The sequence below is a fragment of the Brevundimonas sp. AVps23W genome (assembly GCF_058681395.1).
In genome coordinates, this window is sequence record NZ_CM178738.1 from 368900 (window position 1) to 393291 (window position 24392).

At 66.9% G+C, this 24392-nt stretch carries 26 protein-coding genes; 12 read left to right on the forward strand and 14 right to left on the reverse strand.

Annotated features, from left to right (window positions below; all coding sequences use genetic code 11):
• Positions 1-66: 66 nt before the first annotated feature.
• Positions 67-1053: a zinc metalloprotease HtpX gene (htpX, locus tag ACW177_RS01740; RefSeq protein WP_492026948.1), complete on the forward strand. Its 987-nt coding sequence runs from the start codon at positions 67-69 to the stop codon at positions 1051-1053.
• A gap of 23 nt (positions 1054-1076) precedes the next feature.
• On the opposite strand, the gene ACW177_RS01745 is transcribed toward htpX, so the two are convergent.
• Together ACW177_RS01745 and ACW177_RS01750 are read right to left on the reverse strand one after the other, a co-directional pair.
• Positions 1077-1511 (reverse strand): hypothetical protein, encoded by a 435-nt coding sequence (locus ACW177_RS01745; RefSeq protein WP_492026949.1) that lies wholly within the window; start codon positions 1509-1511, stop codon positions 1077-1079.
• A 71-nt stretch (positions 1512-1582) separates the two neighbouring features.
• A complete protein-coding gene (locus ACW177_RS01750) occupies positions 1583-2758 on the reverse strand; it encodes an acetyl-CoA C-acetyltransferase (protein WP_492026950.1) in 1176 nt (391 codons plus the stop codon).
• A gap of 159 nt (positions 2759-2917) precedes the next feature.
• Here ACW177_RS01750 and trhA point away from each other — a divergent pair, with 159 nt between their 5' ends.
• The 3 genes from trhA (at position 2918) to ACW177_RS01765 (ending at position 4708) form a co-directional block, all read left to right on the forward strand.
• Complete coding sequence (gene trhA, locus ACW177_RS01755; protein ID WP_492026951.1) at positions 2918-3631, forward strand: PAQR family membrane homeostasis protein TrhA; 714 nt, start codon at positions 2918-2920, stop codon at positions 3629-3631.
• Between the two features lie 88 nt (positions 3632-3719).
• Positions 3720-4352, forward strand: a complete 633-nt coding sequence (gene phaR / locus ACW177_RS01760) for a polyhydroxyalkanoate synthesis repressor PhaR (protein ID WP_492026952.1) — start codon at positions 3720-3722, stop codon at positions 4350-4352.
• Positions 4349-4708, forward strand: coding sequence for a hypothetical protein (locus ACW177_RS01765; RefSeq protein ID WP_492026953.1), 360 nt, complete (start codon positions 4349-4351; stop codon positions 4706-4708). The genes phaR and ACW177_RS01765 overlap by 4 nt, the downstream gene beginning before the upstream one ends.
• A gap of 287 nt (positions 4709-4995) precedes the next feature.
• Here the strand turns inward: ACW177_RS01765 and ACW177_RS01770 are convergent, their stop codons facing one another.
• From ACW177_RS01770 to ACW177_RS01780, 3 genes are all read right to left on the reverse strand, one after another.
• Positions 4996-5418 carry a hypothetical protein gene (locus ACW177_RS01770; protein ID WP_267515040.1) on the reverse strand — a complete coding sequence of 141 codons (423 nt, stop codon included), beginning with the start codon at positions 5416-5418 and terminating at the stop codon, positions 4996-4998.
• Between the two features lie 91 nt (positions 5419-5509).
• The gene (locus ACW177_RS01775) at positions 5510-6424 is read right to left on the reverse strand and encodes a hydroxymethylglutaryl-CoA lyase (protein WP_492026954.1); all 915 of its coding nucleotides are present in this window, start codon (positions 6422-6424) and stop codon (positions 5510-5512) included.
• Positions 6421-8115, reverse strand: coding sequence for an ArnT family glycosyltransferase (locus ACW177_RS01780; RefSeq protein WP_492026955.1), 1695 nt, complete (start codon positions 8113-8115; stop codon positions 6421-6423). The genes ACW177_RS01775 and ACW177_RS01780 overlap by 4 nt, the downstream gene beginning before the upstream one ends.
• Before the next feature lie 76 nt (positions 8116-8191).
• Between ACW177_RS01780 and ACW177_RS01785 the strand changes: the two genes are divergently transcribed.
• Positions 8192-8932, forward strand: a complete 741-nt coding sequence (locus ACW177_RS01785) for a glycosyltransferase family 2 protein (RefSeq protein ID WP_492026956.1) — start codon at positions 8192-8194, stop codon at positions 8930-8932.
• A gap of 4 nt (positions 8933-8936) precedes the next feature.
• On the opposite strand, the gene ACW177_RS01790 is transcribed toward ACW177_RS01785, so the two are convergent.
• Positions 8937-9413 carry a hypothetical protein gene (locus ACW177_RS01790; RefSeq protein ID WP_492026957.1) on the reverse strand — a complete coding sequence of 159 codons (477 nt, stop codon included), beginning with the start codon at positions 9411-9413 and terminating at the stop codon, positions 8937-8939.
• 112 nt (positions 9414-9525) lie between these two features.
• Between ACW177_RS01790 and pgi the strand changes: the two genes are divergently transcribed.
• The gene (gene pgi, locus ACW177_RS01795) at positions 9526-11133 is read left to right on the forward strand and encodes a glucose-6-phosphate isomerase (protein WP_492026958.1); all 1608 of its coding nucleotides are present in this window, start codon (positions 9526-9528) and stop codon (positions 11131-11133) included.
• Positions 11130-11507, forward strand: a complete 378-nt coding sequence (locus ACW177_RS01800; protein WP_492026959.1) for a DUF4260 domain-containing protein — start codon at positions 11130-11132, stop codon at positions 11505-11507. The genes pgi and ACW177_RS01800 overlap by 4 nt, the downstream gene beginning before the upstream one ends.
• Here the strand turns inward: ACW177_RS01800 and ACW177_RS01805 are convergent, their stop codons facing one another.
• Complete coding sequence (locus ACW177_RS01805; protein WP_492026960.1) at positions 11508-12092, reverse strand: DUF1826 domain-containing protein; 585 nt, start codon at positions 12090-12092, stop codon at positions 11508-11510. It abuts the gene before it with no gap.
• 96 nt (positions 12093-12188) lie between these two features.
• Here ACW177_RS01805 and zigA point away from each other — a divergent pair, with 96 nt between their 5' ends.
• Positions 12189-13409: a zinc metallochaperone GTPase ZigA gene (gene zigA, locus ACW177_RS01810; RefSeq protein WP_492026961.1), complete on the forward strand. Its 1221-nt coding sequence runs from the start codon at positions 12189-12191 to the stop codon at positions 13407-13409.
• A gap of 48 nt (positions 13410-13457) precedes the next feature.
• Here zigA and ACW177_RS01815 read toward each other — a convergent pair whose 3' ends face one another.
• Positions 13458-13895 carry a hypothetical protein gene (locus ACW177_RS01815; protein WP_492026962.1) on the reverse strand — a complete coding sequence of 146 codons (438 nt, stop codon included), beginning with the start codon at positions 13893-13895 and terminating at the stop codon, positions 13458-13460.
• 302 nt (positions 13896-14197) lie between these two features.
• Here ACW177_RS01815 and groES point away from each other — a divergent pair, with 302 nt between their 5' ends.
• Together groES and groL are read left to right on the forward strand one after the other, a co-directional pair.
• Positions 14198-14485, forward strand: coding sequence for a co-chaperone GroES (gene groES, locus ACW177_RS01820; RefSeq protein WP_492026963.1), 288 nt, complete (start codon positions 14198-14200; stop codon positions 14483-14485).
• Between the two features lie 53 nt (positions 14486-14538).
• Complete coding sequence (gene groL, locus ACW177_RS01825; protein ID WP_492026964.1) at positions 14539-16185, forward strand: chaperonin GroEL; 1647 nt, start codon at positions 14539-14541, stop codon at positions 16183-16185.
• Between the two features lie 106 nt (positions 16186-16291).
• Here groL and lpdA read toward each other — a convergent pair whose 3' ends face one another.
• The 4 genes from lpdA to ACW177_RS01845 form a co-directional block, all read right to left on the reverse strand.
• Complete coding sequence (gene lpdA / locus ACW177_RS01830; RefSeq protein ID WP_492026965.1) at positions 16292-17704, reverse strand: dihydrolipoyl dehydrogenase; 1413 nt, start codon at positions 17702-17704, stop codon at positions 16292-16294.
• A 174-nt stretch (positions 17705-17878) separates the two neighbouring features.
• Entirely contained in the window at positions 17879-19597 is a 1719-nt protein-coding gene (locus ACW177_RS01835; protein ID WP_492026966.1) for a dihydrolipoyl dehydrogenase family protein, read from the reverse strand.
• 1 nt (position 19598) lies between these two features.
• Positions 19599-20723 carry an alpha-ketoacid dehydrogenase subunit beta gene (locus ACW177_RS01840; protein WP_267515055.1) on the reverse strand — a complete coding sequence of 375 codons (1125 nt, stop codon included), beginning with the start codon at positions 20721-20723 and terminating at the stop codon, positions 19599-19601.
• Between the two features lie 2 nt (positions 20724-20725).
• The gene (locus tag ACW177_RS01845; RefSeq protein WP_492026967.1) at positions 20726-21973 is read right to left on the reverse strand and encodes a thiamine pyrophosphate-dependent enzyme; all 1248 of its coding nucleotides are present in this window, start codon (positions 21971-21973) and stop codon (positions 20726-20728) included.
• 149 nt (positions 21974-22122) lie between these two features.
• Between ACW177_RS01845 and ACW177_RS01850 the strand changes: the two genes are divergently transcribed.
• The gene (locus ACW177_RS01850; protein ID WP_492026968.1) at positions 22123-22611 is read left to right on the forward strand and encodes an Lrp/AsnC family transcriptional regulator; all 489 of its coding nucleotides are present in this window, start codon (positions 22123-22125) and stop codon (positions 22609-22611) included.
• Here ACW177_RS01850 and ACW177_RS01855 read toward each other — a convergent pair.
• Both ACW177_RS01855 and ACW177_RS01860 read right to left on the reverse strand, forming a co-directional pair.
• Positions 22608-22985 (reverse strand): hypothetical protein, encoded by a 378-nt coding sequence (locus ACW177_RS01855; protein ID WP_492026969.1) that lies wholly within the window; start codon positions 22983-22985, stop codon positions 22608-22610. The genes ACW177_RS01850 and ACW177_RS01855 overlap by 4 nt on opposite strands.
• Complete coding sequence (locus ACW177_RS01860; protein WP_492026970.1) at positions 22975-23265, reverse strand: hypothetical protein; 291 nt, start codon at positions 23263-23265, stop codon at positions 22975-22977. The genes ACW177_RS01855 and ACW177_RS01860 overlap by 11 nt, the downstream gene beginning before the upstream one ends.
• Before the next feature lie 55 nt (positions 23266-23320).
• Here ACW177_RS01860 and ACW177_RS01865 point away from each other — a divergent pair, with 55 nt between their 5' ends.
• Complete coding sequence (locus ACW177_RS01865) at positions 23321-24259, forward strand: pirin family protein (protein WP_492026971.1); 939 nt, start codon at positions 23321-23323, stop codon at positions 24257-24259.
• Positions 24260-24392 lie beyond the last annotated feature (133 nt).

Below are 24392 nucleotides of genomic sequence, written 5' to 3' on the forward strand. Positions count from 1 at the left end.
GTGGCCTCAAATAGTCGATTGAAGCTGCGACGCCAGAAAAACCGGTTGATCGCGGACGGAACGACGATGAACCATTTGAAGACTTTCATCCTGCTGGCCGCCCTGACCGCCCTGTTCGGGGGCGTCGGATATCTGATCGGCGGCGCGACAGGCATGGCCATCGCCCTGGTGTTCGCCGGCGGCATGAACCTGTTCAGCTACTGGAACGCCGACAAGATCGTGCTGAAGATGTACCGGGCCCAGCCGGTCGACGAGCAGCACCCCAATGCCGTGGTGCGGAACTATGTCGCCGACGTGCGCCAGATGGCGCGCGACGCCGGTCTGCCCCAGCCTCAGGTCGCCATCATTCCCAACGACCAGCCCAACGCCTTCGCCACCGGCCGCAATCCTGAGCGGGCGGCCGTCTGCGCCACCACCGGCCTGCTGGACATGCTGACGCGCGAAGAGGTGCGGGGGGTGATGGCGCACGAACTGGCCCATGTGAAGAACCGCGACACCCTGATCATGACGGTGACGGCCACCATCGCCGGCGCCATCGCCGCCCTGGCCAATTTCGCCCTCTTCTTCGGCGGCGGCGACGACCGGGAGCGCCAGGAAAGCGGCTTGGGGGGGATCATCGGCACCCTGGCCCTGATGATTCTGGCGCCGATGGCGGCCGGTCTCGTGCAGATGGCTATCAGCCGGGGCCGCGAATACGAGGCCGACCGCGTCGGCGCCGAGATCGCCGGCGACCCCCAGGCCCTGGCCTCGGCCCTGCAGAAGATCGACGCCTACGCCAAGCGGATCCACAATCCCACCGCCGAGCGCAATCCCGCCTCGGGCCAGATGTTCATCATCAATCCCCTGGCCGGGCGCGGCGCCGACAATCTGTTCTCGACCCATCCGGCCACCGGCAACCGCGTGAAAGCCTTGATGGCGCTCGGCGCGAAGATGGGCGCGCGGCCCCGCGCCTTTGTGGAATCGGCCGCCGCATCAGCTGTGCCGGTCACCCCCGTCCGCACGACCACCGGCGTGCCCGCCACGCCGACAGAACCTCGCGGTCCCTGGGGCTGACTGCGGCATCTTTTTCTGAGGATCTAACCCCATGGGCGGCCCGGAGTGATCATCGCATCCTCTGGGCCGATCAAGGCGTCGCGCATGGCGGCGGCTGATGTGTCAGAATAAAATGCCGCGACGGTCAAGCTTTCACCGTCCACATTTCTTACAATCAGCTCGTCGTGGGAGCCGTAAATGGAGCGGCGACGGACGACACGCGCGGTTACAGGCTGCTGCAGTCGCAATCGACCAAGATGGGGCGTCCTACAAAACAGAAATTCCTCATCGACCCAGACCAGTCCGACCTTTCCCTTTCGAATATCATCCAAAACAATTAGGCAGTAGAGCGCAGATCCTAGAGCGCAAAGGGCCACGATGCCTTTTGCGGTGTTCATGCCTAAGCTGGCTTGCGGAAGCAGGAATACAGCTGTTCCGCCGATGATCGAAACTGCCAACGTGGACCACAGCGCCGGCATGATGCGTTGAGCCTTATGGGTGCTCGGTCTGGCCAGTATGATCGCTTGGGCGGTTGGGTGAACGGGGCGCGTCACCCCCGCTCCACGCACATCGCCACGCCCATCCCGCCGCCGATGCACAGGGTGGCCAGACCCTTCTTGGCCCCCGACCGCTTCATCTCGAACAGAAGCGTGGTCAGGATGCGGGCGCCCGAGGCGCCGATGGGGTGGCCGATGGCGATGGCGCCGCCGTTGACGTTGACCTTGGCCGGGTCGAGGCCCAGCTCCTTGACGACGCACAGGCTCTGGGCGGCGAAGGCCTCGTTGGATTCGACCAGGTCCAGGTCCGCGACGGTCCAGCCGGCCTTCTCCAGCGCCTTCTTCGAGGCCGGGATCGGGCCCGTGCCCATTATCGACGGATCGACCCCGGCGGTGGCGTAGGCGGCGATACGGGCCAGGGGCTCCAGGCCCCGCGCCTTGGCCTCTTCGGCGCTCATCAGCACCAGGGCGGCGGCGCCGTCGTTCAGGCCCGAGGCGTTGGCGGCGGTGACGCTGCCCTCCTTGGTGAAGGCCGGCCGCAGTTTCTGCATCAGATCGAGGGTCGCGCCGTGGCGGATATATTCGTCCTTGTCGACGACGACGTCGCCCTTCTTGCCGGGGATGACGACCGGGACGATCTCGGCGTCGAACCGCCCTGCAGTCTGCGCCGCCTCGGCCTTGTGCTGGCTGGCCAGGGCGAATTCGTCCTGGGCTTCGCGGGTGATCGCCCATTTGTCGGCGATGTTCTCGGCGGTCTGGCCCATGTGATAGCCGTTGAAGGCGTCCCACAGCCCGTCCTTGACCATGGTGTCGACCAGGGCGACGTCGCCCATCTTGTGCCCGGCGCGCAGCTGCTGGGCGTGGGGCGCCTGGCTCATGCTTTCCTGGCCGCCGGCGACGACGATCTTCGCATCGCCCAGGGCGATCTGCTGGGCGGCGATGGCGACGGCGCGCAGGCCCGAGCCGCAGATCTGGTTCAGGCTCCAGGCCGGCGCCTCCTGACGCACCCCGGCGCCGACGGCGGCCTGGCGGGCTGGACCCTGGCCGGCGGCGGCCTGAAGCACATGGCCCAGGATCACCTCGTCCACCTCATCGCCTGATACGCCCGCGCGTTCGAGGGCCGCCGTGATGGCGATCTCGCCCAGCTTCGACGCCGGCAGGGCCGACAGGGCGCCGAGGAAAGACCCGACAGGCGTGCGGGCGGCGGAGACGATGACGACGTCGGTCATGGGGATTTCACTCGCTGCGGAATATTTCGTTGCCGTTTTGCCGCATCCCTGCGGCTTCGTCACCTGCGGACGAAAAACATCGGCGCGGATTCAGTCATTCGTCACCCTGATGGCCCATTCTGGCGGGAACGATACGGACGATCTTGGATTTGATTGGCCATGCTGCGAACGCTGAACCGCCTTGTCACCCACGTCTGCACGCCGGACGAGCTGGACATGATCGAGCATTACCAGACGCGCGCCGAGCGCCTGGCCGACCTCTGGGTCCATGTCGTGGGTCTGATGCTGGCGGCGGTCGGGGGCGTCATTCTGGCAGGGCTGGCCGGCGTCTACACCGGGATCGGCGGGGTTCTGGCCACGGCCATCTACGCCCTGTGCCTGGTCGGCATGCTGACCGCCTCGACAATCTACAACTGGACCAGGCCCTGCGCCGCGCGGCCCGTGCTGCGCCGGCTCGACGAGGCCGCCATCTTTTTAATGATCGCCGGCAGCTATACGCCCTTCACGACCCAGAGGTTCGAAGGCGGCTGGTCCGTCGGCTTCACCGCCCTGATCTGGACCCTGGCCTTCGTCGGCGCAGGCGTGAAGCTGTTCGCACCGCGCATTTCCGACAAGTTCTGGAGCGGCGTCTATGTGGTGTTCGGCTGGCTGGCGGTCGCCGCGCTGAAGCCGATGGTGGAGACGGTCCACCCCATCGCCCTGGGCCTGCTGGTGCTGGGCGGCTTGATCTATACCGCCGGGGTCTTCGTCTTCATCAGCCCTAAGGTGCGTTTCCGTCGCGCCATCTGGCACGGTTTCGTCGTCACCGGGGCCACGGTCCACTGGATGGCGGTGCTGGTCGGCGTGGTTCTGGCCCCTGCGATGAGCCACTGAGGTCGTCCGGAGCCTGCGCTTTTACGGCCTCTAGCGCTTCGCGTCGCAACGGAGGATAGTGACGCGTTGCAACATCGCGAGAACAAGCGTGGCTGACGAAAAGACAAAGGGCGGAAAGAACGGCGACGGCGCACAGGTCGTCATCAAGAAGTACGCCAACCGCAGGCTCTACAATACGCGGACCAGCGCCTATGTGACGTTGGAAGACCTCGCCGCCATGGTGCGCGAGGGGACCGAGTTCGTCGTCTATGACGCCAAGACCAACGACGACCTGACCCGCCAGATCCTGACCCAGATCATCTTCGAGGAAGAAAGCCGGGGCGAGGCCCTGCTGCCGGTGCAGTTCCTGCGTCAGCTGATCGGCTTTTACGGCGGTCAGATGCAGGGCGTTCTGCCCTCCTATCTGGAGATGTCGCTGGCCAACTTCGGTCGCCAGCAGGAACAGTTCGCCAGCCAGATGAGCCGCGCCTTTGGCGCCGGCTCGGGCGCAAGCCTGATGGAAGAGGCGGCGAAGGCCAATATGGCCATGTTCGAACGGGCCATGCAGATGTTCCCGGCCTTCGGCTATTCGCGTGTCGAGCCCACGCCCCAGGCGGCAGGCGCAGAGCCCATGGATGAGACGCCGCCCGCTGCGCCTGACGCCCTGGACGAGATGCGTCGCCAGATGGACGAGATGCGCGCCCAGATCGATCGTCTGGCGGGCGGATCGAAGACGAAATGACCGATCGGATTCAGCCGGTCGGCGGCCCCCAGCGGGTGGACCGGCGAGACGGGGACCGGCGCGAACAGGAGCGCCGCGCCCAGCACGCCGCCTCGCGCGCCCTGGTTCAAAGCGAGAGCCCTGAACCGGAGTTCAAGCCCGAAGCGGCCCCGGCAAGACCTGCCGTCCATGCGGCTATCGATCCTGGCGCCGCCGCCTTCGTCGCCCAGCAGATGGGACAGCGCGGCCAGAAACGGGGCCTGCGGGGCGGTCCGCCGGTGCTCGACGCCGCCCGCGCCGCCTATCTGGGGACCGAATATTCCGGCGAGGCCGAGCGCCGGCCGCCGACCGGCAAGGCCGCCAAGACCGACATCTGAGGCGGCGGCACGGAGCTTGCTGGGACAGGGGCAGACCGCCTCTTTTCGGACCAGCCCATGCCCGCCGCATTCAGCCTCGCCGCCAAGGTTTTCGACGTCGCCGTCGTGGCCCTGATCTTCACGGCATTCTCTTAGGGGCCTATCGACTTCTTAGGGGCCTACCGCGCTATCGGGCTGCTTGAGGCCGCATGGGGCCTATCGCCCTTCGGGCTGCTTGAGGCCGTATGGGGCCTATCGCCCTTCGGGCTGCTTGAGGCCGTATGGGGCCTGGTGTCCGCCCTCGGCCGTCAGTTCCCGAGGTCGAAATCCTTGCGGGACGAGATGATGGTGACGATGAAGCCGGCCAGCACATCGAGCAGGATCATCACCACGATCAGGAAGAAGGTCGAGGTCGCGAAGCCGCGGATCAGCAGGAATTCGACCAGGACGACGATGAACAGGACCATCGACAGGGCGTGATTGACGATGGCGACCTTCTGGCTGGAGGTCGATTTGATCAGCTCGAAGAACAGCAGGATCAGGCCCAGGAACAGGATCAGATCGCCCGAGCCGATGTTCCACTGGGCGCCCGAGGCCATGGGGATGGAGAACAGCGGGTCGCGCAATATGGCGTCGGCCTGGGCCATGCCGACATTGCTCGAGGCCCCGAACAGCACGACGATATTGTACAGGATCACCGGGATCAGCAGCAGGGGTATGGCGATGAGCATGGCGGTCCTCCCCGGCGCAATGGCTGCGCTTATTAACCCTGACTACCGCCTTTTGCCTCGGTTCGCCACGACGGAGGTGTGACGGCGGGTCTCAGGCGCTGGGGAAACCGCCTGCGCGGCTGAGGGCGGACGGGGCCGGGCGGCCCAGGGCCTCGCCGATCCAGCGCGCGGTGGCGATCAGGGCGTCCAGATCATAGCCGGTCTCGAACCCGCCGCGCGTCAGCATATAAACCAAGTCCTCGGTGGCGATATTCCCCGTGGCGCCGGGCGCGAACGGGCAGCCGCCGATGCCCCCGACTGAGGCGTCCAGCACGTCGATCCCGGCCTCGACCCCCGCATAGGCGTTGGCCAGGCCGGTGTTTCGGGTGTCGTGGAAGTGCAGACGCAGGGTGGCCTCGGGCGCGGCCTTGCGGGCGGCCTCGACCTTGCGCGTCACCGCCCAGGGATCGCCGGCGCCGATGGTGTCGGCCAGACCGATCTCGCCGACGCCCAGTTCGGCGATGGCGCCGACCATGTCCGCGACCTGATCCACCGAGACCTCGCCGTCGAAGGGGCAGCCCCAGACGCAGGAAATCATGGCCGACAGCGACGGCGCGCCGTCCGACGCCTCCGCATTGTGGCGGCGGGCGACGATCTCGCCCAGCATCACCAACTGGTCCTTCACCGACAGGCCCTGGTTCTTCAGGCCGAAGCCGTCGGTGGCGGCGACCGAGACATTGACCTCGTCCACGCCGGTCGCCAGCGCCCGGTCATAGCCCTTGCCGTTCAGGACCAGGCCGATGCGGCTGCGGCCGGGGGTCGAGGGCAGGGCCGCCATCACCTCTTCGGCGCCGGCCATCTGCGGCACATATTTGGGATGGACGAAGGAGACGGCCTCGATCCGCCGCGCGCCCGCCGTCTCCAGTCGCCGAACCAGGTCCGCGCGAACCGCAGGCTCCAGCACCGTCTTCTCGTTCTGAAGACCGTCGCGGGGACCGACTTCGACGATCTGGATGAACCGGCTCAAGGGGCCTCGCCCTCGCCCGCATCGGCGCTGGTCGTCGGCCGGGGCGGCGGGGCGTAGACGGTCAGGGTCATCTCGTCCCCGCCCGAATAGTTGTAGCCCCGCACCACCCCGACGGCGCGGCCCGAGACCCCCAGTCGTCCGGCGGCGGCGCGGAAGGCGTCGGCGTCGCGCGCCTCGACGATGGCGGGCCGGCCCTCGGCCAGGGCGCGGGCGGCGCCCTCGGCGTCGGTCAGCTCGGTGTCCCGCCCGGTCAGGAAGACGAAACTGGGCTCATGGAAGGTGGTGATGGCCACCGGGCCGGGGGTGCGGCCCTGGCGCGGATGCAGGTCGGCGGCCTCAAGCGTCTTCTCAAGCTGGGGCGCGATGGCCAGGGGGCGCAGCTGACGGATGGTGCCGGCCAGGGCGCCATGGGCCACGATCCCGAAGGCGAGCGAGGCGACCAGGGCCGCGACCGTCGCCCGGTTCAGCAACAGGAAGGCGCCCATGGCCGCCGCCGCCAGGGTCGTGCCCACGGTCAGGGCCGCCCAGGTCTGAGCCGTCGAAGTGCCATAGACCGTCAGTCCATAGACGGTGATGCCGATGATCAGCACGGCCGCGAACATCGCCAGCACGGCCCCGGTGATGCGCGAGACCTTGCCGATCGGCCGCGCCAGGGCCGCTGCGGCCAGCAGGGCCAGACCGCCGAAGGTGGGCAGGGTGTAGTGCCACAGCTTGGTCGGGGCCAGTTCGAACATCAGCCAGCCGGGAACCAGCCAGCAGACCAGGAAGCGGATCGCGGGCTCGGCCCGGCGGCTCCAGCCGGTCGAAACCGCGGCGGGCAGCAGCAGGGTCGAGGGGAAGAAGAGCAGGGGCGCCAGCAACAGATACATGCCGGGGAAGCCGGAATGGCTTTCATGCGCGCCGGCGATCTTGGGGGCCAGATCCCCGCCGATGGCCTCGCGCCAGAAGCCGCCGTCGGTGGCGATGGTGATGGCGATGGCCCAGGGCCCGACCATCAGGGCGACCAGGGGCAGGCCCCAGCCCCAGCCGAGCCGCCCCAGCCATTTCACGTCGCGATCCCAGATCGACAGGGCGATGACGGCCAGGGCGATGACCAGAAGCCCGATCGGTCCCTTGATCAGGACGGACAGGCCGATCCCGATCCAGAACAGCAGCTTGTGCGGCCGGATCGGGCGTTCGCCGGCCTTGGCCGCCATATAGATCCGCGCCAGGGCCGCCATGGCCAGGGTGGTGGCGCCGCACAGCATGGCGTCGGTCTTGGCGATGCCCGCCTCGGTCGACAGCAGGAAGGTGGCCCCCATGATGGCGCCGCCGAAGAAGCCGACGCGGCTGCCCAGCATCGCCGATCCGGCCCAGGCCACGGCCCAGGCGGCCAGCATGGCGCCCAGCAGGGACGGAATTCGATAGGGGGCGATGTCGCGATCCTCGACATCCGAAGTCAACGAGACGGCGACGGCCTGGAGCCAGTAGATGCCGACCGGCTTTTTCCAGCGCGGCTCGTCCTGGAAGCGGATGTCGACATAGTCGCCGCTCTCCAGCATCTGGGCCGTCGCCTGGGCGAACCGGCTCTCGTCGCGGTCCAGCGGCGGCAACAGCAGCAGGCCGGGCAGGCCGGCGACCAGCGTCAGCAGGGCGGCGAGAAGCGGCCCCCTCCAGCCGGCGATGCGGCGATCCAGATCGAAAGTCTTCATTCGATGATCCTTACACGCCGACCGGCCTGTCGTCAGCCGTCTCCCCTAAGCGGGCGATCTCGTCTATGGAGCGGCGATGACCGCCCCGACAAGCCATGCCGCGCCCGAGATTTCCGTCGTCGTTCCCGTCCATGACGAGGCCGGCGCCGCCGTGCCCCTGGCCCGTGAGATCGCGGCCGCCTTCGCAGGCCGCTCGTATGAGATGATCTTCGTCGACGACGCCTCCAAGGACGCCACCCTGGCCGAACTGAAGGCCGCACAGGCCGAGCTGCCGGCCCTGCGGATCCTGTCGCACGGCGCCAACGCCGGCCAGAGCCGCGCGGTCCGCACCGGAGTTCTCGCCGCACGCGGGTCCGTGATCGTGACCATGGACGGCGACGGCCAGAACCCGCCCGCCGACGCGCCGCGCCTGGTGGACGCGCTGCTGGCGGCGCCCGCCGACGTCGGCCTGGTCGGCGGTCGTCGCGCCAAGCGTCAGGATTCGCAGGCCAAACGCCAGGCCTCGCTGTGGGCCAACCGTATCCGCCGCAACCTGCTGGGCGACGACGCCGACGACACCGGCTGCGGGCTGAAGGTCTTCCGCCGCGACGTCTTCCTGCAGCTACCCTATTTCGATCACATCCACCGCTATCTGCCGGCCCTGATGATCCGCGAGGGGTTCCGGAACCAGTATCTGGACGTCGATCATCGCCACCGCGAGACGGGCCGGTCGAAATACACCAACTGGGGCCGGCTGAAGGTCGCCTTCGCCGATCTGCTGGGCGTCATGTGGCTGAAGACCCGGTCGCGTCGTCCCGGCGCGATCTCGGAGTTCTGATCCTCTAGACTTCCGGCTGAGGCGGCGCGGTGATCACTTCGACATTGTCGTTCAGCAGATAGGACAGTTCCGACAGGGCCGTGGCGCGCTCGGCGGGCGTGGCGGCCGCCTGCACCGCCTCCAGCTTCTTCGGCATGTCCTCGGAAATCCCCCGCAGGATGCATTTCAGATCGCCGTCCGTGCCGCGTTCCTTCAGGATCAGATGACCCTGCAGGTCCAGGGCGGCCAGGGCTTCGGCCTGGGCCTTGAAGCCGACGAAGGCCTGGCTGGTGAAGAAGGCCGCGTCTTCGGTCGCTTTTGACGCCGCCCAGCCGTCCACCACCGCCTTCAGGGCCCCGGATCGGGCGACGATGTCGGCGAACAGGGGCTCGCCGGCGACCGATACGGGGGCGCCGACCGCCGCAGCGGGCTGTTCGGCCGCCAGGGCCACCGCAGGATTGGACAGGGTCAGGGCGATTGTGAGAGCAAGGCCGCAGGACATGAGGTGACTTCCTGTTTCAGCGTCGGCTAGGACGTTGAACCGGCATACGCCCGACCCGTAAACGAGTGTTTACCTTCTTCTCTCCCCGACTTCTCTCCCCAGAGGACGACCGATGACCCGTGACGACGCCTGGACCGCCTTCGACGCCGCCGCTGAAGCGGCCGGCAAGACCCGTATCGTGGACCAGTTCGCCGCCGATCCCGACCGTCTGACGCGGATGTCGGTCGAGGCGGCGGGCCTGTATCTGGACCTGTCGAAACAGAGCTGGACCCAGGCCGCCTTCGAAGCCTGCCTTGATCTGGCCCGCGCCAGCGATGTCGAGGGCCGTCGCGCCGCCCTGTTCGCCGGCGAGGCTGTCAACCTGACCGAGGGCCGCGCCGTGCTGCACCCGGCCCTGCGCGCCCCTGCCGGCGCCGACTTCAAGGCCCTGGGCGAGCCGGTCTCGGCCGAGGTGGACGCCGTGCGGGCCGATATGAAAACCTATGCCGACGCCGTCCGCTCGGGCGCCGAGGCGGGGGCCACGGGCCGCAAGTTAGAGGCCATCGTCCACGTCGGCATCGGTGGGTCGGACCTGGGCCCGCGCGTGGTCTGGGACGCCCTGCGCCCGCTGGATCCGTACATCGACCTGAGATTCGTCGCCAATATCGACCCGCGCGACATGGCCGAGGCCCTGACCGGCCTGGACCCGGAAACCACCCTGGTCGTGGTCGTGTCCAAGACCTTCACCACCCAGGAAACCCTGGCCAACGCCGAGGCCGCCAAGGCTTGGCTGGCCGCGTCCCTGCCCGCCGAGGGCATGACCAAACACTTCATCGGGGTGACGGCGGCGCCGGACAAGGCGGCGGCCTTTGGCTGCGGCCGCACCTTCGCCTTCCGGGACTGGGTCGGCGGACGCTATTCGCTGTGGTCGGCGGTCAGCCTGTCGTGCGGCATCGCCCTGGGCTGGGACGTGTTCGAGGCCATGCTGGCCGGGGCGGCGGCCATGGACGATCATTTCGTCTCGGCCCCGCTGGAGCAGAACGCCCCGATCCTTCTGGCCCTGGCCCAGGTGTTCAACGTGGATGGCCTGAACCGACCGGCCCGCACCGTCGCCCCCTACGCCCACGCCCTGCGCCGCCTGCCGTCCTTCCTTCAGCAGCTGGAGATGGAGTCGAACGGCAAGCGGGTGCATCGCGACGGAACCCCAGTAACGCGCCAGACCTGCCCGGTGGTGTTCGGCGAGCCCGGCACCAACGGCCAGCACGCCTTCTTCCAGCAGATCCACCAGGGGCCCCAGATCGTCCCGGCCGAGTTCGTGATCGTGGCCAAAACCCATGCGGACGCGCCGGAATCGCCGCTCTGGTCCAACGCCCTGGCCCAGGGTCAGGCCCTGATGCTGGGCAAGACCACCGAAGCCGCCAAGGCGGAAGGCCTGTCACAAGGCCTTTCGGAGGAAGAGGCGACCCGTTTGGCGACCCACCGAACCTTCACCGGAAACCGCCCCTCGACCGCCATCCTGATGGACCGCCTGACGCCCGAGACCCTGGGCGCCCTCTTGGCCCTCTATGAGCACAAGACCTTCGTCGAGGGCGTGATCTGGGACATCAACAGCTTCGACCAATGGGGTGTCGAACTGGGCAAGGTCCTGGCCAAGGCGATCCTGAAGGACGTCCACGCCGGCGGCCCCTCCGCCGATCTGGACCCCTCGACCGCCGGTCTGATGAGGCGTCTGTCTCAATGAACGTCGTCGCTGCGGCCTGGCAAAGGCTTGAGGGCGTGGCGCTGTTCGGTGCAGGCCTCGTCGCCTACGCCCATATGGACGCAGGCTGGATACTGTTCGCCGTCCTGTTTCTGGTTCCCGACGTCAGTTTCGCGGCCTATCTGGCGGGGCCGCGTTTCGGCGCCCTGGTCTATAACCTGGCGCACAGCCTGATCGGCCCCCTCCTGCTGGGCGGCGTGGGGCTCGCAGCGTCTATCCCTTCAGCGACGTCCGTGGCGCTGATCTGGCTGGTCCATATCGGCCTGGACCGCGCCTTGGGATATGGCTTGAAATCGCCTGAAGCCTTTGGCGTGACTCATCTCGGCCTGATCGGGCGCGCCCAGTCGCGACCTTGATCAAACCCGGTCCTCGCGGCCCGGCGCGGCGTCGATCGTCAAGACGCGCCGGGGGGATCGTTTCCCGGCCGGCGGCGAGCGGTGCAGGACCTCCGGAAACTCCGGCCAGGCCTCCCAGCCCGGCGCCGTGCCCTTCATGACGGCGACATCGCCGGGGTGAAGGGTGCGGACCCGGCGGCGGGTGCCGATCTTGCGCCCGTCCAGATCCTCGCCGATCTCGCCGGCGAAGGCCCATTCCGGCCCCGGTCCCTCATAGGCGACGATCAGGCGCACCGGGACCGCGTCCTGGTGGAAGCGCGGGCAGGCGCGCCGGGTCACGGTCTCGCACCGCGCGCGCCAGGCCTCGCATCCGCTGATCGCCGCCACGATCTCCGCCAATCTCTCGATATCCTGCAGCAACCACTCGGGCGCCGGGCCCGATGGGGCGATCCAGCGCCCGTCGCATTCGGCGGTGAAGTCGGCCGGGGGCGGGGAGGCGGGCGGCATGGGGCTGGGCCGCGACCAGATCGCCATCCGCACCTGCGGCTCGAACAGGGTGGTGAAGACCGTGGGCGCCTGCCCCTGGACGACTGAGCCGACCGCCATGGAAAACCTTGCTGACTATGTGTGTTATACTATAACGTAACTCTCATAGTCGCCCGGCTGTGGTCAAGCTCGGCGCAGCATCCGTGGAGCGCCTTCGTGTCCGAGTTCAAGAAACTGCCCGTCACCGTCCTGTCCGGCTTCCTCGGGGCCGGCAAGACGACCCTGCTGAACCACATCCTGTCGAACCGCGACGGGCTGCGGGTCGCGGTGATCGTCAATGACATGAGCGAGGTGAACATCGACGCCGCCCTGGTGCGGGACGGCGGCGGGGCGGACCTGTCGCGGACCGAGGAACGGCTGGTGGAGATGTCCAATGGCTGTATCTGCTGCACCCTGCGCGAGGATCTGCTGATCGAGGTCGGCAAGCTGGCGCGCGAGGGTCGGTTCGACTGTCTGCTGATCGAATCCACCGGGATTTCCGAACCCATGCCGGTCGCGGCCACCTTCGACTTCCGCGACGAGGACGGCTTCAGCCTGTCGGACCTGGCCCGGATCGACACCATGGTCACAGTGGTGGACGCCTTCAACTTCTACCGCGACTATCCCTCGACCGACCGGCTGAAGACCCGCGGCGAACATCTGGGCGAGGACGACGAGCGCACCGTCGCCAATCTGCTGATCGACCAGATCGAGTTCGCCGACGTCATCGTGTTGAACAAGTGCGATCTGCTGGAGGAGACGCAGCTCGGGACGCTGAAGGCGATGATGACCCAGTTCAATCCCCGCGCCCGGATCATCGAGGCGGTGCGTGGCGCCGTTGCCCTGGACCAGGTGATCGGCACGGGCCTGTTCGACATGGAGCGGGCGGAAGAGGCCGCCGGCTGGTCTCAGGCCTTGCGCGGCGAGGTGACGCCCGAGACCGAGGAATACGGCGTTTCAACCTTCGTCTACAGGGCGCGCAGGCCGTTCCATCCCCGGCGTTTCTACGACCTGCTGAACAGGGAATGGCCCGGCGTCTGGCGCTCCAAGGGCTTCTTCTGGCTGGCCAGCCGGATGGACTATGTCGGATCCTGGAGTCAGGCGGGGGCGGTGACGGAGCATGAATGGGGCGGGCTGTGGTGGGCCTCGGCCCCGCGCGACCGCTGGCCCGACGACAATCTCGAATGGCTGAAGGCGATCGAAGCCGTTTGGCGCCAGCCCTACGGCGACCGCCGTCAGGAGATCGTCCTGATCGGCAAGGACATGAACCGCGACCTGCTGACCTCCATGTTCGACGCGGCCCTGCTGACCCGGTTCGAGATGGAGCGCGGGCCCAAGGGCTGGGCCAAGCTGGAGGATCCCTTCCCGCATTGGGGCCAGCGCCGGGACGCGGCGTAACAAAAAGGGGCGCCCCGCAGGACGCCCCTTCTTCATCCGATCCGTCTTTTACCAGCGGCGGTCGTAGCGGTAGTCGCGACGCTCGTCCCGGCGGTCATAACGCTGGTCCCGGCGATAGTCGCGATAGTCCCGGCGCTGCTCCCAGCGCGGGTCGCGGCTGTTGATGCCGTGCTCGCGTTCCCAGTGGCCCTGGTTCCGGTAGCACTGGCCGCCGCGATAATATTCGCAGCCCGAGCCGCGATTGGACGCCACGGCGCCGAGCGCCGCGCCGGCCAGGGCCCCGCCGGCGATATAGCTGCCGTCGCCGTTGCCGTAGATTGCGCCGGCCAGACCGCCCACCGCCGCGCCGATCAAGGCGTTGCGGGCGGAGTTGTCGTCCCCGCGATCACGGTCGCGGTAGGACTGAGCCGAGGCCGGGGCGGCCATCAGGGTCATGGCCACGACCGGCGCGGCGACGACGGCGGTGATCTTCAGCATCTTGGACATGGTCGTCTCCTTTATTTTCGGGCCGGGTTTCGCCTGTCCGGGTGTGGACGGGCTCCAGCGTTGAGACGGTTCTGCCAGCCCCTGCTTGAACAGGCCCGGAGCCGGCCGTTCATTTGGGGTTCACCTGTCGCGGAAGTTTCGCACGCCCGATGGGGCGGCCCGCCTTGACGCTGGGCCCTGCTCTGACTAACTCCCGCTCGCGTTAGCACTCTCTCTGGTCGGCTGCTAAAACGGCGATCTGGAGAAGGCTGGCCCACCGTTTTCAAGTCGCCCCCGTTCGGGGGTACAAAAGGAGAGAACCGATGGCGTTTCGTCCGCTCGGCGACCGCGTGCTGGTCAAGCGCGTTGAAGAAGAATCCAAGACCAAGGGCGGGATCATCATCCCCGACACCGCCAAGGAAAAGCCGCAGGAAGGCGAAGTCGTCTCCGTCGGTCCCGGCGCTCGCGATGAGACCGGCAAGGTCAACGCTCTGGAACTGAAGGCCGGTGACCGCATCCTGTTCGGCAAGTGGTCGGGCACGGAAGTGAAGATCGACGGCGAAGACCTCATCATCATGAAGGAATCCGACGTCCTGGGCGTGCTGTCCTAAGCACCCGACGTTCGATTTTCTTCCATCAATCCATCTAGATAGGAGCAGCCCGCATGGCCGCTAAAATCGTACACTTCAACACTGACGCGCGCGACAAGATGCTGCGCGGCGTCAACGTTCTCGCCAACGCTGTCAAGGTGACCCTGGGTCCCAAGGGCCGCAACGTCGTGATCCAGAAGTCCTTCGGCGCCCCGCGCTCGACCAAGGACGGCGTGTCGGTCGCCAAAGAGATCGAGCTGGAAGACGCCTTCGAGAACATGGGCGCCCAGATGATCCGCGAAGTCGCTTCGAAGACGAACGACAAGGCGGGCGACGGCACCACCACCGCGACCGTCTTGGCTCAGGCCATCGTGCAAGAGGGCCTGAAGGCCGTCGCCGCCGGCATGAACCCGATGGATCTGAAGCGCGGCATCGACAAGGCCGTCGGCCTGGTGCTGGAAGAGATCAAGGCCAAGTCCAAGCCCGTCTCGAACAACTCGGAAATCGCTCAAGTCGGCACCATCTCGGCCAACGGCGACTCGGAAATCGGTGAACTGATCGCCCAGGCCATGGCCAAGGTCGGCAACGAAGGCGTGATCACCGTCGAGGAAGCCAAGACCGCCGACACCACCGTCGACGTCGTCGAAGGCATGCAGTTCGACCGCGGCTACCTGTCGCCCTACTTCATCACCAACGCCGACAAGATGGAGGCTGTTCTCGAAGAGCCGCTCATCCTGCTGTTCGAGAAGAAGCTGACCTCGCTGCAAGCCATGCTGCCGATCCTGGAAGCCGTGGTGCAGTCGGGCCGTCCGCTGCTGATCATCGCCGAGGACATCGAAGGCGAAGCCCTGGCCACCCTGGTGGTCAACAAGCTGCGCGGCGGCCTGCGCGTCGCCGCCGTCAAGGCTCCGGGCTTCGGCGACCGCCGCAAGGCTATGCTGGAAGACATCGCCATCCTGACGGGCGGCCAGGTCATCTCGGAAGACCTGGGCATCAAGCTTGAGACCGTCACCCTCGACATGCTCGGCAAGGCCAAGAAGGTCTCGATCACCAAGGACGACACCACCATCGTCGAAGGCGTCGGCGGCAAGGAAGAGATCGAAGCCCGCGTGGCCCAGATCAAGCGCCAGATCGAAGACACCACCTCCGACTACGACAAGGAAAAGCTGCAAGAACGTCTGGCCAAGCTGGCCGGCGGCGTCGCGGTTCTCCGCGTCGGCGGTTCGACCGAAGTCGAAGTGAAGGAAAAGAAGGACCGCGTCGACGACGCCCTGAACGCCACCCGCGCCGCGGCTGACGAAGGCATCGTTCCCGGCGGCGGCATCGCGCTGCTGAAGGCCTCCAAGATCCTGGCCGACGTCAAGGGCGACAACGCCGACCAGAACGCCGGCATCGCGATCATCCGTCGCGCCCTGCAAGCCCCGATCCGTCAGATCGCCGAAAACTCCGGCGTCGAAGGCTCGATCGTGGTCGGCAAGGTTCTGGAAAACGATGACGCCTCGTTCGGCTTCAACGCCCAGACCGAAGAATACGGCGACCTGGTCAAGATGGGCGTCATCGACCCCGCCAAGGTCGTCCGCACGGCCCTGCAAGACGCCGCTTCGGTGGCCGGCATCCTGATCACCACGGAAGCCGCCGTCGCCGACGCCCCCAAGAAGTCGGGCGGCTCCTCGGCTCCCGACATGGGCGGCATGGGCGGCATGGGCGGCATGGACTTCTAAGTCCAAGTCACTCCAGGCTGAAAATGCAGAAGGGCGGGACCGCAAGGTCCCGCCCTTTTTCTATGGCGCGATCCGTCGTGGAGCGGCCGGGTCTCAGGATCAGGTCTCAGATATGGATGGCGTGGCCCAGAGCCCGCAGGGACGCCTCGTGGAAGGCCTCGCCCAGGGTCGGGTGGACGTGGATCGTCCCCGCCACATCCTCCAGCACCGCCCCCATCTCCAGCATCTGGGCGAAGCTGTTCGACAGCTCCGACACATGCTGGCCGACCGCCTGGACGCCCAGGATGCGGTGGTCGGCCTTGGAGGCGATGACCCGCACGAAGCCCCCGTCCTCGCCCGCCTCGATGGCCAGGGCCCGGCCGATGGCGGCGAAGGGGAAGACGCTGGTGATCACGTCGTCGCGGCCCGCCACATCGTTCGGACCCAGGCCCGCCGAAACGATCTCAGGCTCGGTGAAACAGACGGCGGCGATTGTGACGGGATCGAACACCCGGTCATGGCCCGCAATAATCTCCGCGACCACCTCGCCCTGGGCCGAGCCCTTGTGGGCCAGCATGGGTTCGCCGGTCAGGTCGCCCACGGCCCAGACGTTCCGCATGCTGGTGGCGCAGCGCTGGTCGATCTTCACGAACGGCCCGGCCATGGCCACGCCCATGTTTTCCAGACCCCAGCCCTGGGTGCGCGGCCGACGCCCCACCGTGACCAGCACCTTGTCGGCGTCCAGTTGCAGCGGTTCGCCGTCCTTGGTCGTGACGTTCAGCTTGCCGTTCCCGAACCCGCCGGCGCGTGCGCCCAGGTGCAGCTCGACGCCATGTTTCTCCAGCCATTTGGCGACCGGATCGGTCAGGGCCTTGTCATAGAGCGGGAGTATCCGCTCGGCCATTTCGACGATAGCCACCTCGGCGCCCAGTTTCCTGAAGGCGATGCCCAGCTCCAGCCCGATATAGCCGCCGCCGACCACGACCAGCTTCTTGGGCACGTCCGACAGGCTCAGCGCCTCGGTCGAGGAGATGACGTCGCCGCCGAACGGCAGGAAGGGCAGTTCGACCGGCTCCGATCCCGTCGCCAGAATGACGTGTTCGGCGGTGATGCGGATGTCGCCGTCTTCGGTTTTCACCACGCAGGTCTTGGCGTCCTCGAAGGCCGCCCAGCCCTTGATCACCTTGACCTTGGCCTTCTTCAGCAGGGCCGCGACCCCGGCGTTCAGCTTACGGACGATGCCGTCTTTCCATTCGACCGTCTGTTTCAGGTCGATGGCCGGCTTGGCCGCCGTGATGCCCAGGGTCCCGCCGCCGGCCGCCTTGGCCACAGTCTCGAACTTGCCCGCCGCATGGATGATGGCCTTTGACGGAATACAGCCGACGTTCAGGCAGGTCCCGCCCAATCCTGCGTTTCCTTGGCCATCTCCGCCGTCCACCAGCACAGTGTCGAGGCCCAGCTGGCCGCAGCGAATGCCGGCGACATAGCCGCCGGTGCCCGCGCCGATGATCAGGACTTTGGTTTTGAGAACTTGCATCATTCGTTCCGTCATATCCCTCCCTCTCCCGGCGGGAGAGGGCTTGAGCGCACGACGGCTTGCCGTCGTTCTGGCGCGAAAGGGTGAGGGGTGCGGTGGTGCGAGTTGGCCCACCGGCGGTCCCTCATCCGTCTCGCTACGCGAGCCACCTTCTCCCCATGGGAGAAGGAAGAAAACTCACCCCATCCACAAGGTCGCGGGCTGCTCCAGCAGCCCCTTGATCCGCTGGACGAACACCGCCGCATCATGCCCGTCCACGATCCGGTGATCGAAGCTGGACGACAGGTTCATCATCTTGCGCACCACCATCTGGCCGTCCTTGACCACGACCCGTTCGGCGATCTTGTTGGGGCCGACGATGGCGACCTCGGGGTGGTTGATGATCGGGGTGTGGACCACTCCGCCCAGGGTCCCCAGCGAGGTGATGGTGATGGTCGAGCCCGACAGCTCCTCGCGCTTGGCCGAACCGTCCTTGGCCGCGCCCGACACCCGGGCGATCTCCAGCGCCGTATCCCAGGCGTCGCGCGCCTCGGCGTGGCGGACCACCGGCACCATCAGGCCGTTCGGCGTCTGGGCGGCGATGCCCAGATGGACTGGGGCGTGCTGGGTCAGGACGCCCGCCTCGTCGTCATAATGGGCGTTGATCTGCGGCTGGTCGCGCAGGGCGACCACGATGGCGCGGGCGATGAAGGGCAGCAGGTTCAGCTTGGGCTGATCCTTCGTCTTGGTCGCGTTCAGGTGGGCGCGAAGCTCCTCCAGCGCCGTGACGTCGATCTCCTCCACATAGGTGATGTGGGGAATGCGGCGCACGCTCTCGGCCATCTTCTCCGCGATCTTGCGGCGCAGGCCGATGATGCGGACCTCGGTGGTCCCCTCGGCGCGAGCGAAGGTCGAGCCGGCTGCCGGTGCGGTCGCCGGCTGGGCGCCGCCGCGCGCGATGAAGCCGTCCAGGTCCTCGTGCGTGATCCGACCGGCTGGGCCGGAGCCGGGCACGAAGGTCAGGTCCACGCCCAGATCCCGCGCGCGGTTGCGCACGGCGGGCGAGGCGGACGGGCGTTCGCCGGCGGTGCGGCCGGTGAGGGCGGGGGCGACGGACTTGCCCCCCTCCCCCGCTGCGCGGGTACTCCCCCCAGGGGGGGGAGATTTTGGTGCGGGCGTCGGCGCTGATCCTCCCCCCTTGGGGGAGGTGTCGCCGGAGGCGACGGAGGGGGCCTGAACGGGGCTCTTGGCGACATTCCCGGCGCCGGCCACATCGAAGGCCACCAGCGGCCCGCCGACCGGGACCTGCTGTCCCGCCTCGCCGTACAGGGCGACCACGGTTCCGGCGACCGGCGAGGTGATCTCGACCGTGGCCTTGTCCGTCATGATGTCGGCGATGATCTGGTCTTCCTCGACCGCATCCCCGACCTTGACGTGCCAGCCGACCAGCTCGGCCTCGGCCGTGCCTTCGCCTACGTCGGGCAGTTTGAAGACATAGTTGCCGGTGGAGGTCTGGGGGGCGTCAAGAGCCCCTCCACCCCGCTTCGCGCGGTCCCCCTCCCCACTGGCATGGGGAGGAGACGATGCGACCACTGTCTCCTCCCCGCGCGTAGCCGGGGGAGGTGGCTCGGAGCGCAGCGGAGAGACGGAGGGGCTCTCTTCCGCATTCCCCGCCCCCTCGACCTCGAACTCCACCAGCGGCCCGCGCACCGGCACCATGGCGCCGGGCTCGCCGTGCAGGGCGATCACCTTGCCGGACACCGGGGCGGTGATCTCGACGGTGGCCTTGTCGGTCATGACGTCGGCGACGATCTGGTCCTCGGCGACGACATCGCCGACCTTGACGTGCCAGCCGACCAGTTCGGCCTCGGCGGTGCCTTCGCCCACGTCGGGCAGTTTGAAGATGAAACGACCCATCTTAACGACCTCCCGTCATGACGCTCTTCAAGGCGTCTGCGACCCGTTGCGGCCCGGGGAAATATTCCCATTCGAAAGCATGGGGATAGGGCGTGTCCCAGCCGGTGACGCGCGCGATGGGCGCCTCCAGGTGATAGAAGCAGCGCTCCTGAACCAGGGCCGACAGTTCGCCGCCGAAGCCCGAGGTCTTGGGCGCCTCGTGCACGATGACGCAGCGGCCGGTTTTCTTCACGCTGGCTTCGATGGTCTCGATGTCCAGCGGCACCAGGCTGCGCAGGTCGATGACCTCGGCGTCCACGCCGGCGTGTTCGGCGCCGGCCAGGGCGACCCAGACCATGGTGCCATAGGCCAGGATGGTGACGTCGTTCCCCTCGCGCATCACGCGCGCCTTGCCGATGGGCTCGACATATTTGCCGGTCGGCACCTGGGCCAATCCTTGCGCCTTCCACGGCGAGACCGGCTTCTCGTGCCAGCCGTCGAACGGGCCGTTGTAGAGGCGTTTCGGCTCGAAGAAGACGACCGGGTCATCGTCCTCGATGGCGGCGATCAGCAGGCCCTTGGCGTCATAGGGATTGGACGGAATGACGACCTTCAGACCCGCGATGTGGGTGAACAGGCTTTCCGGCGACTGGCTGTGGGTCTGGCCGCCGAAGATGCCGCCGCCATAGGGACTGCGCACCACGATGGGGCTGGTGAACTGACCGCCCGAGCGATAGCGCATCTTGGCCGCTTCGGAGACGATCTGGTCATAGGCCGGATAGATGTAGTCGGCGAACTGGATCTCGACGACGGGGCGCAGGCCATAGGCGCCCATGCCGATGGCGGCGGCGACGATGCCGCACTCGCTGATCGGGGCGTCGAAACTGCGGGTCAGGCCGTGCTTCTGCTGCAGCTTGTCGGTGACGCGGAAGACGCCGCCGAAATAGCCCGCGTCCTCGCCGAACGACAGGACATTGGCGTCCTCGCCCATCTTGACGTCGATGGCCGAGTTCAGGGCCTGGATCATGTTCATCGGCTGCACGCCGGATCCCGTCGCTTCCGAGGCGGGGGCGGCGTTCTGGTCGACCATGTCCGGCTCGACGCCGTCGTTGCGATCGGCGTCGGTGAAGGTGGTTTGCTCAGCCATGGTCAGACCCCCACCTCGCGGCGCTGTTCGATCAGCCGCCAGTCTTCGGTCGCATAGACCTCTTCGAACATCGTCTTCACGCTGGGGCGCGACTGGCCCAGGGTGCCGATGGCCTCGGACTCCTTGCCGGCGGCGCGGACCTGTTCGACCGCCTCGCGCAAGGCCGTGGCGTGGCGCTCGTCGTCCCACTCGCCGATGACGGTCAGGTGCTGGCGCAGACGGTCCAGCGGATCGCCCAGCGGCCATTTTTCATGCTCGTCGCCGGGGCGGTAGCGGCTGGGATCGTCGGAAGTCGAGTGCGGGGCGCCGCGATAGGTGAACAGTTCGATCACCGTCGCCCCCTGGTTCGACCGGGCGCGCTCCTCGGCCCACTGGGTCGCGGCCCAGACCGCCAGGAAGTCGTTGCCATCCACCCGCAGGGCCGGCAGGCCATAGCCGATGGCCTTGGAGGCGAAGGTGGTCTCCAGCCCGCCCGCGATCCCCTGGAAGGACGAAATGGCCCACTGGTTGTTGACGATGTTCAGGATGACCGGCGCGCGATAGACGGATGCGAAGGTCAGGGCGTTGTGGAAGTCGCCTTCGGCCGTGGCGCCGTCACCGATCCAGCTGATGGCGATCTTGTCGTCGCCCTTGTAGGCGCTGGCCATAGCCCAGCCGACCGCCTGGGGCACCTGGGTGCCCAGATTGCCGCTGATGGTGAAGAAGCCATAGTCCTTGGCCGAATACATGATCGGCAGCTGACGGCCTTTGATCGGGTCCGCCGCGTTCGAATAGATCTGGTTCATCATCTCGACCAGCGGATAGCCGCGGGCGATCAGCAGCCCCTGCTGGCGATAGGTCGGGAAGCCCATGTCCTCGCGCGACAGCAGCATCCCCTGCGCCACCGCGATGGCCTCTTCGCCGGTGCACTTCATATAGAAGCTGGTCTTGCCCTGGCGGTGGGCCCTGTGCATCCGGTCGTCGAAGGCGCGGGTCAGGATCATGGCCTTCAGGCCGCGACGTAGTGTCTCAGGGTCAAGACGCGGGTTCCACGGCCCGACCGCATTGCCCTCATCGTCCAATACCCGGATCAGCCGAAAGGCGTGGTCGCGCATCTCATAGGGGGTGGTTCCCGGCTCCGGTCGGTCCACGGCGCCCGGGGCGTCCATCAATAGATGACTGAAGTCCGGCGCATCGCCCGGTCGGCCCGCAGGCTCCGGCACGCGAAGCGACAACGGGCGGCTGTTCTTTTGACTCATTTTGTCGTTCATGCGGGCGTCCATGTCCGTTCGGGGGTCCGTCCGTGTTTCCTCTGGACGTTTGATAACACGGCCCCTAAGCAGGCGCTCGCTCAAATTGACCTTGCGAAAACCCCATTTAGGGTATTTTATTTCGCCATAACGATAATCGGAGAAACGCATTGGCGGACGAACTCGATCCCATCGACGCTCGGATCCTGGATATCCTGCAACAAGACGCCGGTCTTTCGGTCGCGGAGGTCGCGGACCGGGTCGGTCTGTCGGCCTCGCCCTGCTGGCGCCGGATCAAACGACTGGAAGATTCCGGTCTGATCACCAAGCGCGTCACCCTGTTGAACGCGCAACTGCTCGGCCTCGATTTCGAGGTCTACGCCATCGTCAAACTGATGCTGCCGTCGTCGGAGAATCTCGAGATCTTCGACAACGCCGTGGCCAAATGGCCCGAGGTGGTTCAGTGCGCCACGATCACGGGCCGCGAGGACTATGTGCTGCGCATCATCACCTCGGACATGCACGCCTTCGACCGGTTCCTGCGCGAGAAACTGCTGGCCCTTGGCCTGGTGTCCGACTGTGAAAGCCACATCGTGACGCGTGGCGTGAAGAATGTGACGGCCCTGCCTCTTGGCATAGTCACCCCTCACGTCGCTTAGGGCAGGATCAGTCCGGTTCGCGTCACCGGATCGTCCAGCCGACCCTCCGAATAGCGATGAATCAGCGAACGGCCGTGAAGACCGGCCTTCGCTTCGAACCGGTCCCAGTCGGAGGTTTCGCGGGTTGCGGCGACCGCGCCGTGGACCAGCGCGAGCCAGCCCAGGGTCTGGGTCTCGCTGAACTTCTCCGGAACCCCCGCGGCGGCCGTCAATCGCACCAGGCCTTCGCGATAGGCGGAATAGGCCTGGTGAAATGGACGCTGTTCGACGCCCAGCATCGCCCAGGCGACCTTTAAATGGTCGCGATGATTGAAGGCTTCGGGGTTGATCGCCCCGCCTTCGAACGCCTCCAGAAGCGCCCGTTCAGCGCGCATCGTCATCTTCCAAGAGGCGATGACTGTCATTGGCCGTCAATTCCAGGCCGTAGACGGACTTAAGCTGGTCGATCACGAGCAGCGTCTCAGGCGAGAACGGGGTCCGCCCCTCAAAGGCATGCAGGACGATTCCTTCCAGCAGATCGCCCAGACTGCGATCCTGATGCTCCGCCAGTCCCTTCAGAACCTTCAGGAGCCGCTTTTCCAGCCTGACGCCGGTTTGAACTCTCTCAACCTTCATGAATGTGTTGTACCATGTTACCATGGTAACATCAACCATGGCTTGGCGAGACTGGTGTCGTGGGGGATAAGAGCCAGAGCAGGGGAATAGAGATATGATCGAACTGGTGATCGACGCGCGCCGCAAGGACCTGGGCGGGTTCGAGGTCGGCCGTGTCCTGCCCTTCCATTCGCACCGGATGGTCGGGCCGTTCATCTTTCTGGACCAGATGGGCCCGGCCGAGTTCGCGCCGGGCGCCACGGCCATCGACGTACGGCCGCACCCGCATATCGGCCTGTCGACCCTCACCTATCTGTTCGAGGGTGAGATCATGCACCATGACAACCTCGGCTATAGCCAGCCGATCCGCCCCGGCGAGGTGAACTGGATGACCGCCGGCAAGGGCATCGTCCATTCCGAACGCACCGACCCGCTGAAGAAGAGCCGGGGCGGGCCGATGCACGGGATGCAGGCCTGGGTCGCCCTGCCCGACGAGGCCGAGGAGATCGATCCGTCGTTCCACCACCTGGATGAGGACGCCCAGCCCGCCTACGAGAACGGCGGCCTGTTCGCGCGTCTGGTGGCGGGCGAGGCTTACGGCGCCAAGGCGGCCGTGCCGGTGGCGTCGCCGCTCTTCTATGTCCATTGGGAGCTTCAGCCCGGCGTCCGCACCGCGCCCCCTCCGGGCAAGGGCGCTGGCGGCATGAGTGAGCGCGCCCTGTTCGTGGCCAAGGGCTCCATCGAGGTCGGCGACCGCACCTTCCACGAAGGCCAGATGATCGTGCTGGAGCCGACGGCCGAACCCACCATCAAGGCCCTGGTCCAATCGACCGTCATGGTTCTGGGCGGCGAGCCGGTCGGCGAGCGCCTGATCTGGTGGAATTTCGTCGCTTCAAGCCAGGCTCGCATCGACCAGGCCAAGGCCGACTGGAAGGCCGGCCGGATGGCCCTGCCCAGCGAGGATGATCTGGAATTCATCCCCCTCCCGGAGGAGCCCGCCAAGGCTCAATCGGCCCCGGCGCCGGTGGCGCCTTCGCCCACCGACCCCGTTTGATTTCTCCCTCCCCTTCATGGGGAGGGGCGGCGGAGCGGAGCGTAGCCGGGGTGGGGTAGTACGGAGATCGGTCACGCTCCAACGGCCCCACCCGGATCGCTGCGCGATCATCCCTCCCCATGAAGGGGAGGGA

Bases quoted from the DNA above. Each gene is read 5' to 3' on its own strand.
- htpX (WP_492026948.1), top strand. From the start codon at position 67: ATGAACCATTTGAAGACTTTCATCCTGCTGGCCGCCCTGACCGCCCTG.
- ACW177_RS01745 (WP_492026949.1), bottom strand. From the start codon at position 1,511: ATGCCGGCGCTGTGGTCCACGTTGGCAGTTTCGATCATCGGCGGAACA.
- ACW177_RS01750 (WP_492026950.1), bottom strand. From the start codon at position 2,758: ATGACCGACGTCGTCATCGTCTCCGCCGCCCGCACGCCTGTCGGGTCT.
- trhA (WP_492026951.1), top strand. From the start codon at position 2,918: ATGCTGCGAACGCTGAACCGCCTTGTCACCCACGTCTGCACGCCGGAC.
- ACW177_RS01765 (WP_492026953.1), top strand. From the start codon at position 4,349: ATGACCGATCGGATTCAGCCGGTCGGCGGCCCCCAGCGGGTGGACCGG.
- ACW177_RS01770 (WP_267515040.1), bottom strand. From the start codon at position 5,418: ATGCTCATCGCCATACCCCTGCTGCTGATCCCGGTGATCCTGTACAAT.
- ACW177_RS01780 (WP_492026955.1), bottom strand. From the start codon at position 8,115: ATGAAGACTTTCGATCTGGATCGCCGCATCGCCGGCTGGAGGGGGCCG.
- ACW177_RS01785 (WP_492026956.1), top strand. From the start codon at position 8,192: ATGACCGCCCCGACAAGCCATGCCGCGCCCGAGATTTCCGTCGTCGTT.
- ACW177_RS01790 (WP_492026957.1), bottom strand. From the start codon at position 9,413: ATGTCCTGCGGCCTTGCTCTCACAATCGCCCTGACCCTGTCCAATCCT.
- pgi (WP_492026958.1), top strand. From the start codon at position 9,526: ATGACCCGTGACGACGCCTGGACCGCCTTCGACGCCGCCGCTGAAGCG.
- ACW177_RS01800 (WP_492026959.1), top strand. From the start codon at position 11,130: ATGAACGTCGTCGCTGCGGCCTGGCAAAGGCTTGAGGGCGTGGCGCTG.
- ACW177_RS01805 (WP_492026960.1), bottom strand. From the start codon at position 12,092: ATGGCGGTCGGCTCAGTCGTCCAGGGGCAGGCGCCCACGGTCTTCACC.
- ACW177_RS01815 (WP_492026962.1), bottom strand. From the start codon at position 13,895: ATGTCCAAGATGCTGAAGATCACCGCCGTCGTCGCCGCGCCGGTCGTG.
- groES (WP_492026963.1), top strand. From the start codon at position 14,198: ATGGCGTTTCGTCCGCTCGGCGACCGCGTGCTGGTCAAGCGCGTTGAA.
- groL (WP_492026964.1), top strand. From the start codon at position 14,539: ATGGCCGCTAAAATCGTACACTTCAACACTGACGCGCGCGACAAGATG.
- lpdA (WP_492026965.1), bottom strand. From the start codon at position 17,704: ATGATGCAAGTTCTCAAAACCAAAGTCCTGATCATCGGCGCGGGCACC.
- ACW177_RS01835 (WP_492026966.1), bottom strand. From the start codon at position 19,597: ATGGGTCGTTTCATCTTCAAACTGCCCGACGTGGGCGAAGGCACCGCC.
- ACW177_RS01840 (WP_267515055.1), bottom strand. From the start codon at position 20,723: ATGGCTGAGCAAACCACCTTCACCGACGCCGATCGCAACGACGGCGTC.
- ACW177_RS01845 (WP_492026967.1), bottom strand. From the start codon at position 21,973: ATGAACGACAAAATGAGTCAAAAGAACAGCCGCCCGTTGTCGCTTCGC.
- ACW177_RS01855 (WP_492026969.1), bottom strand. From the start codon at position 22,985: ATGCGCGCTGAACGGGCGCTTCTGGAGGCGTTCGAAGGCGGGGCGATC.
- ACW177_RS01860 (WP_492026970.1), bottom strand. From the start codon at position 23,265: ATGGTTGATGTTACCATGGTAACATGGTACAACACATTCATGAAGGTT.
- ACW177_RS01865 (WP_492026971.1), top strand. From the start codon at position 23,321: ATGATCGAACTGGTGATCGACGCGCGCCGCAAGGACCTGGGCGGGTTC.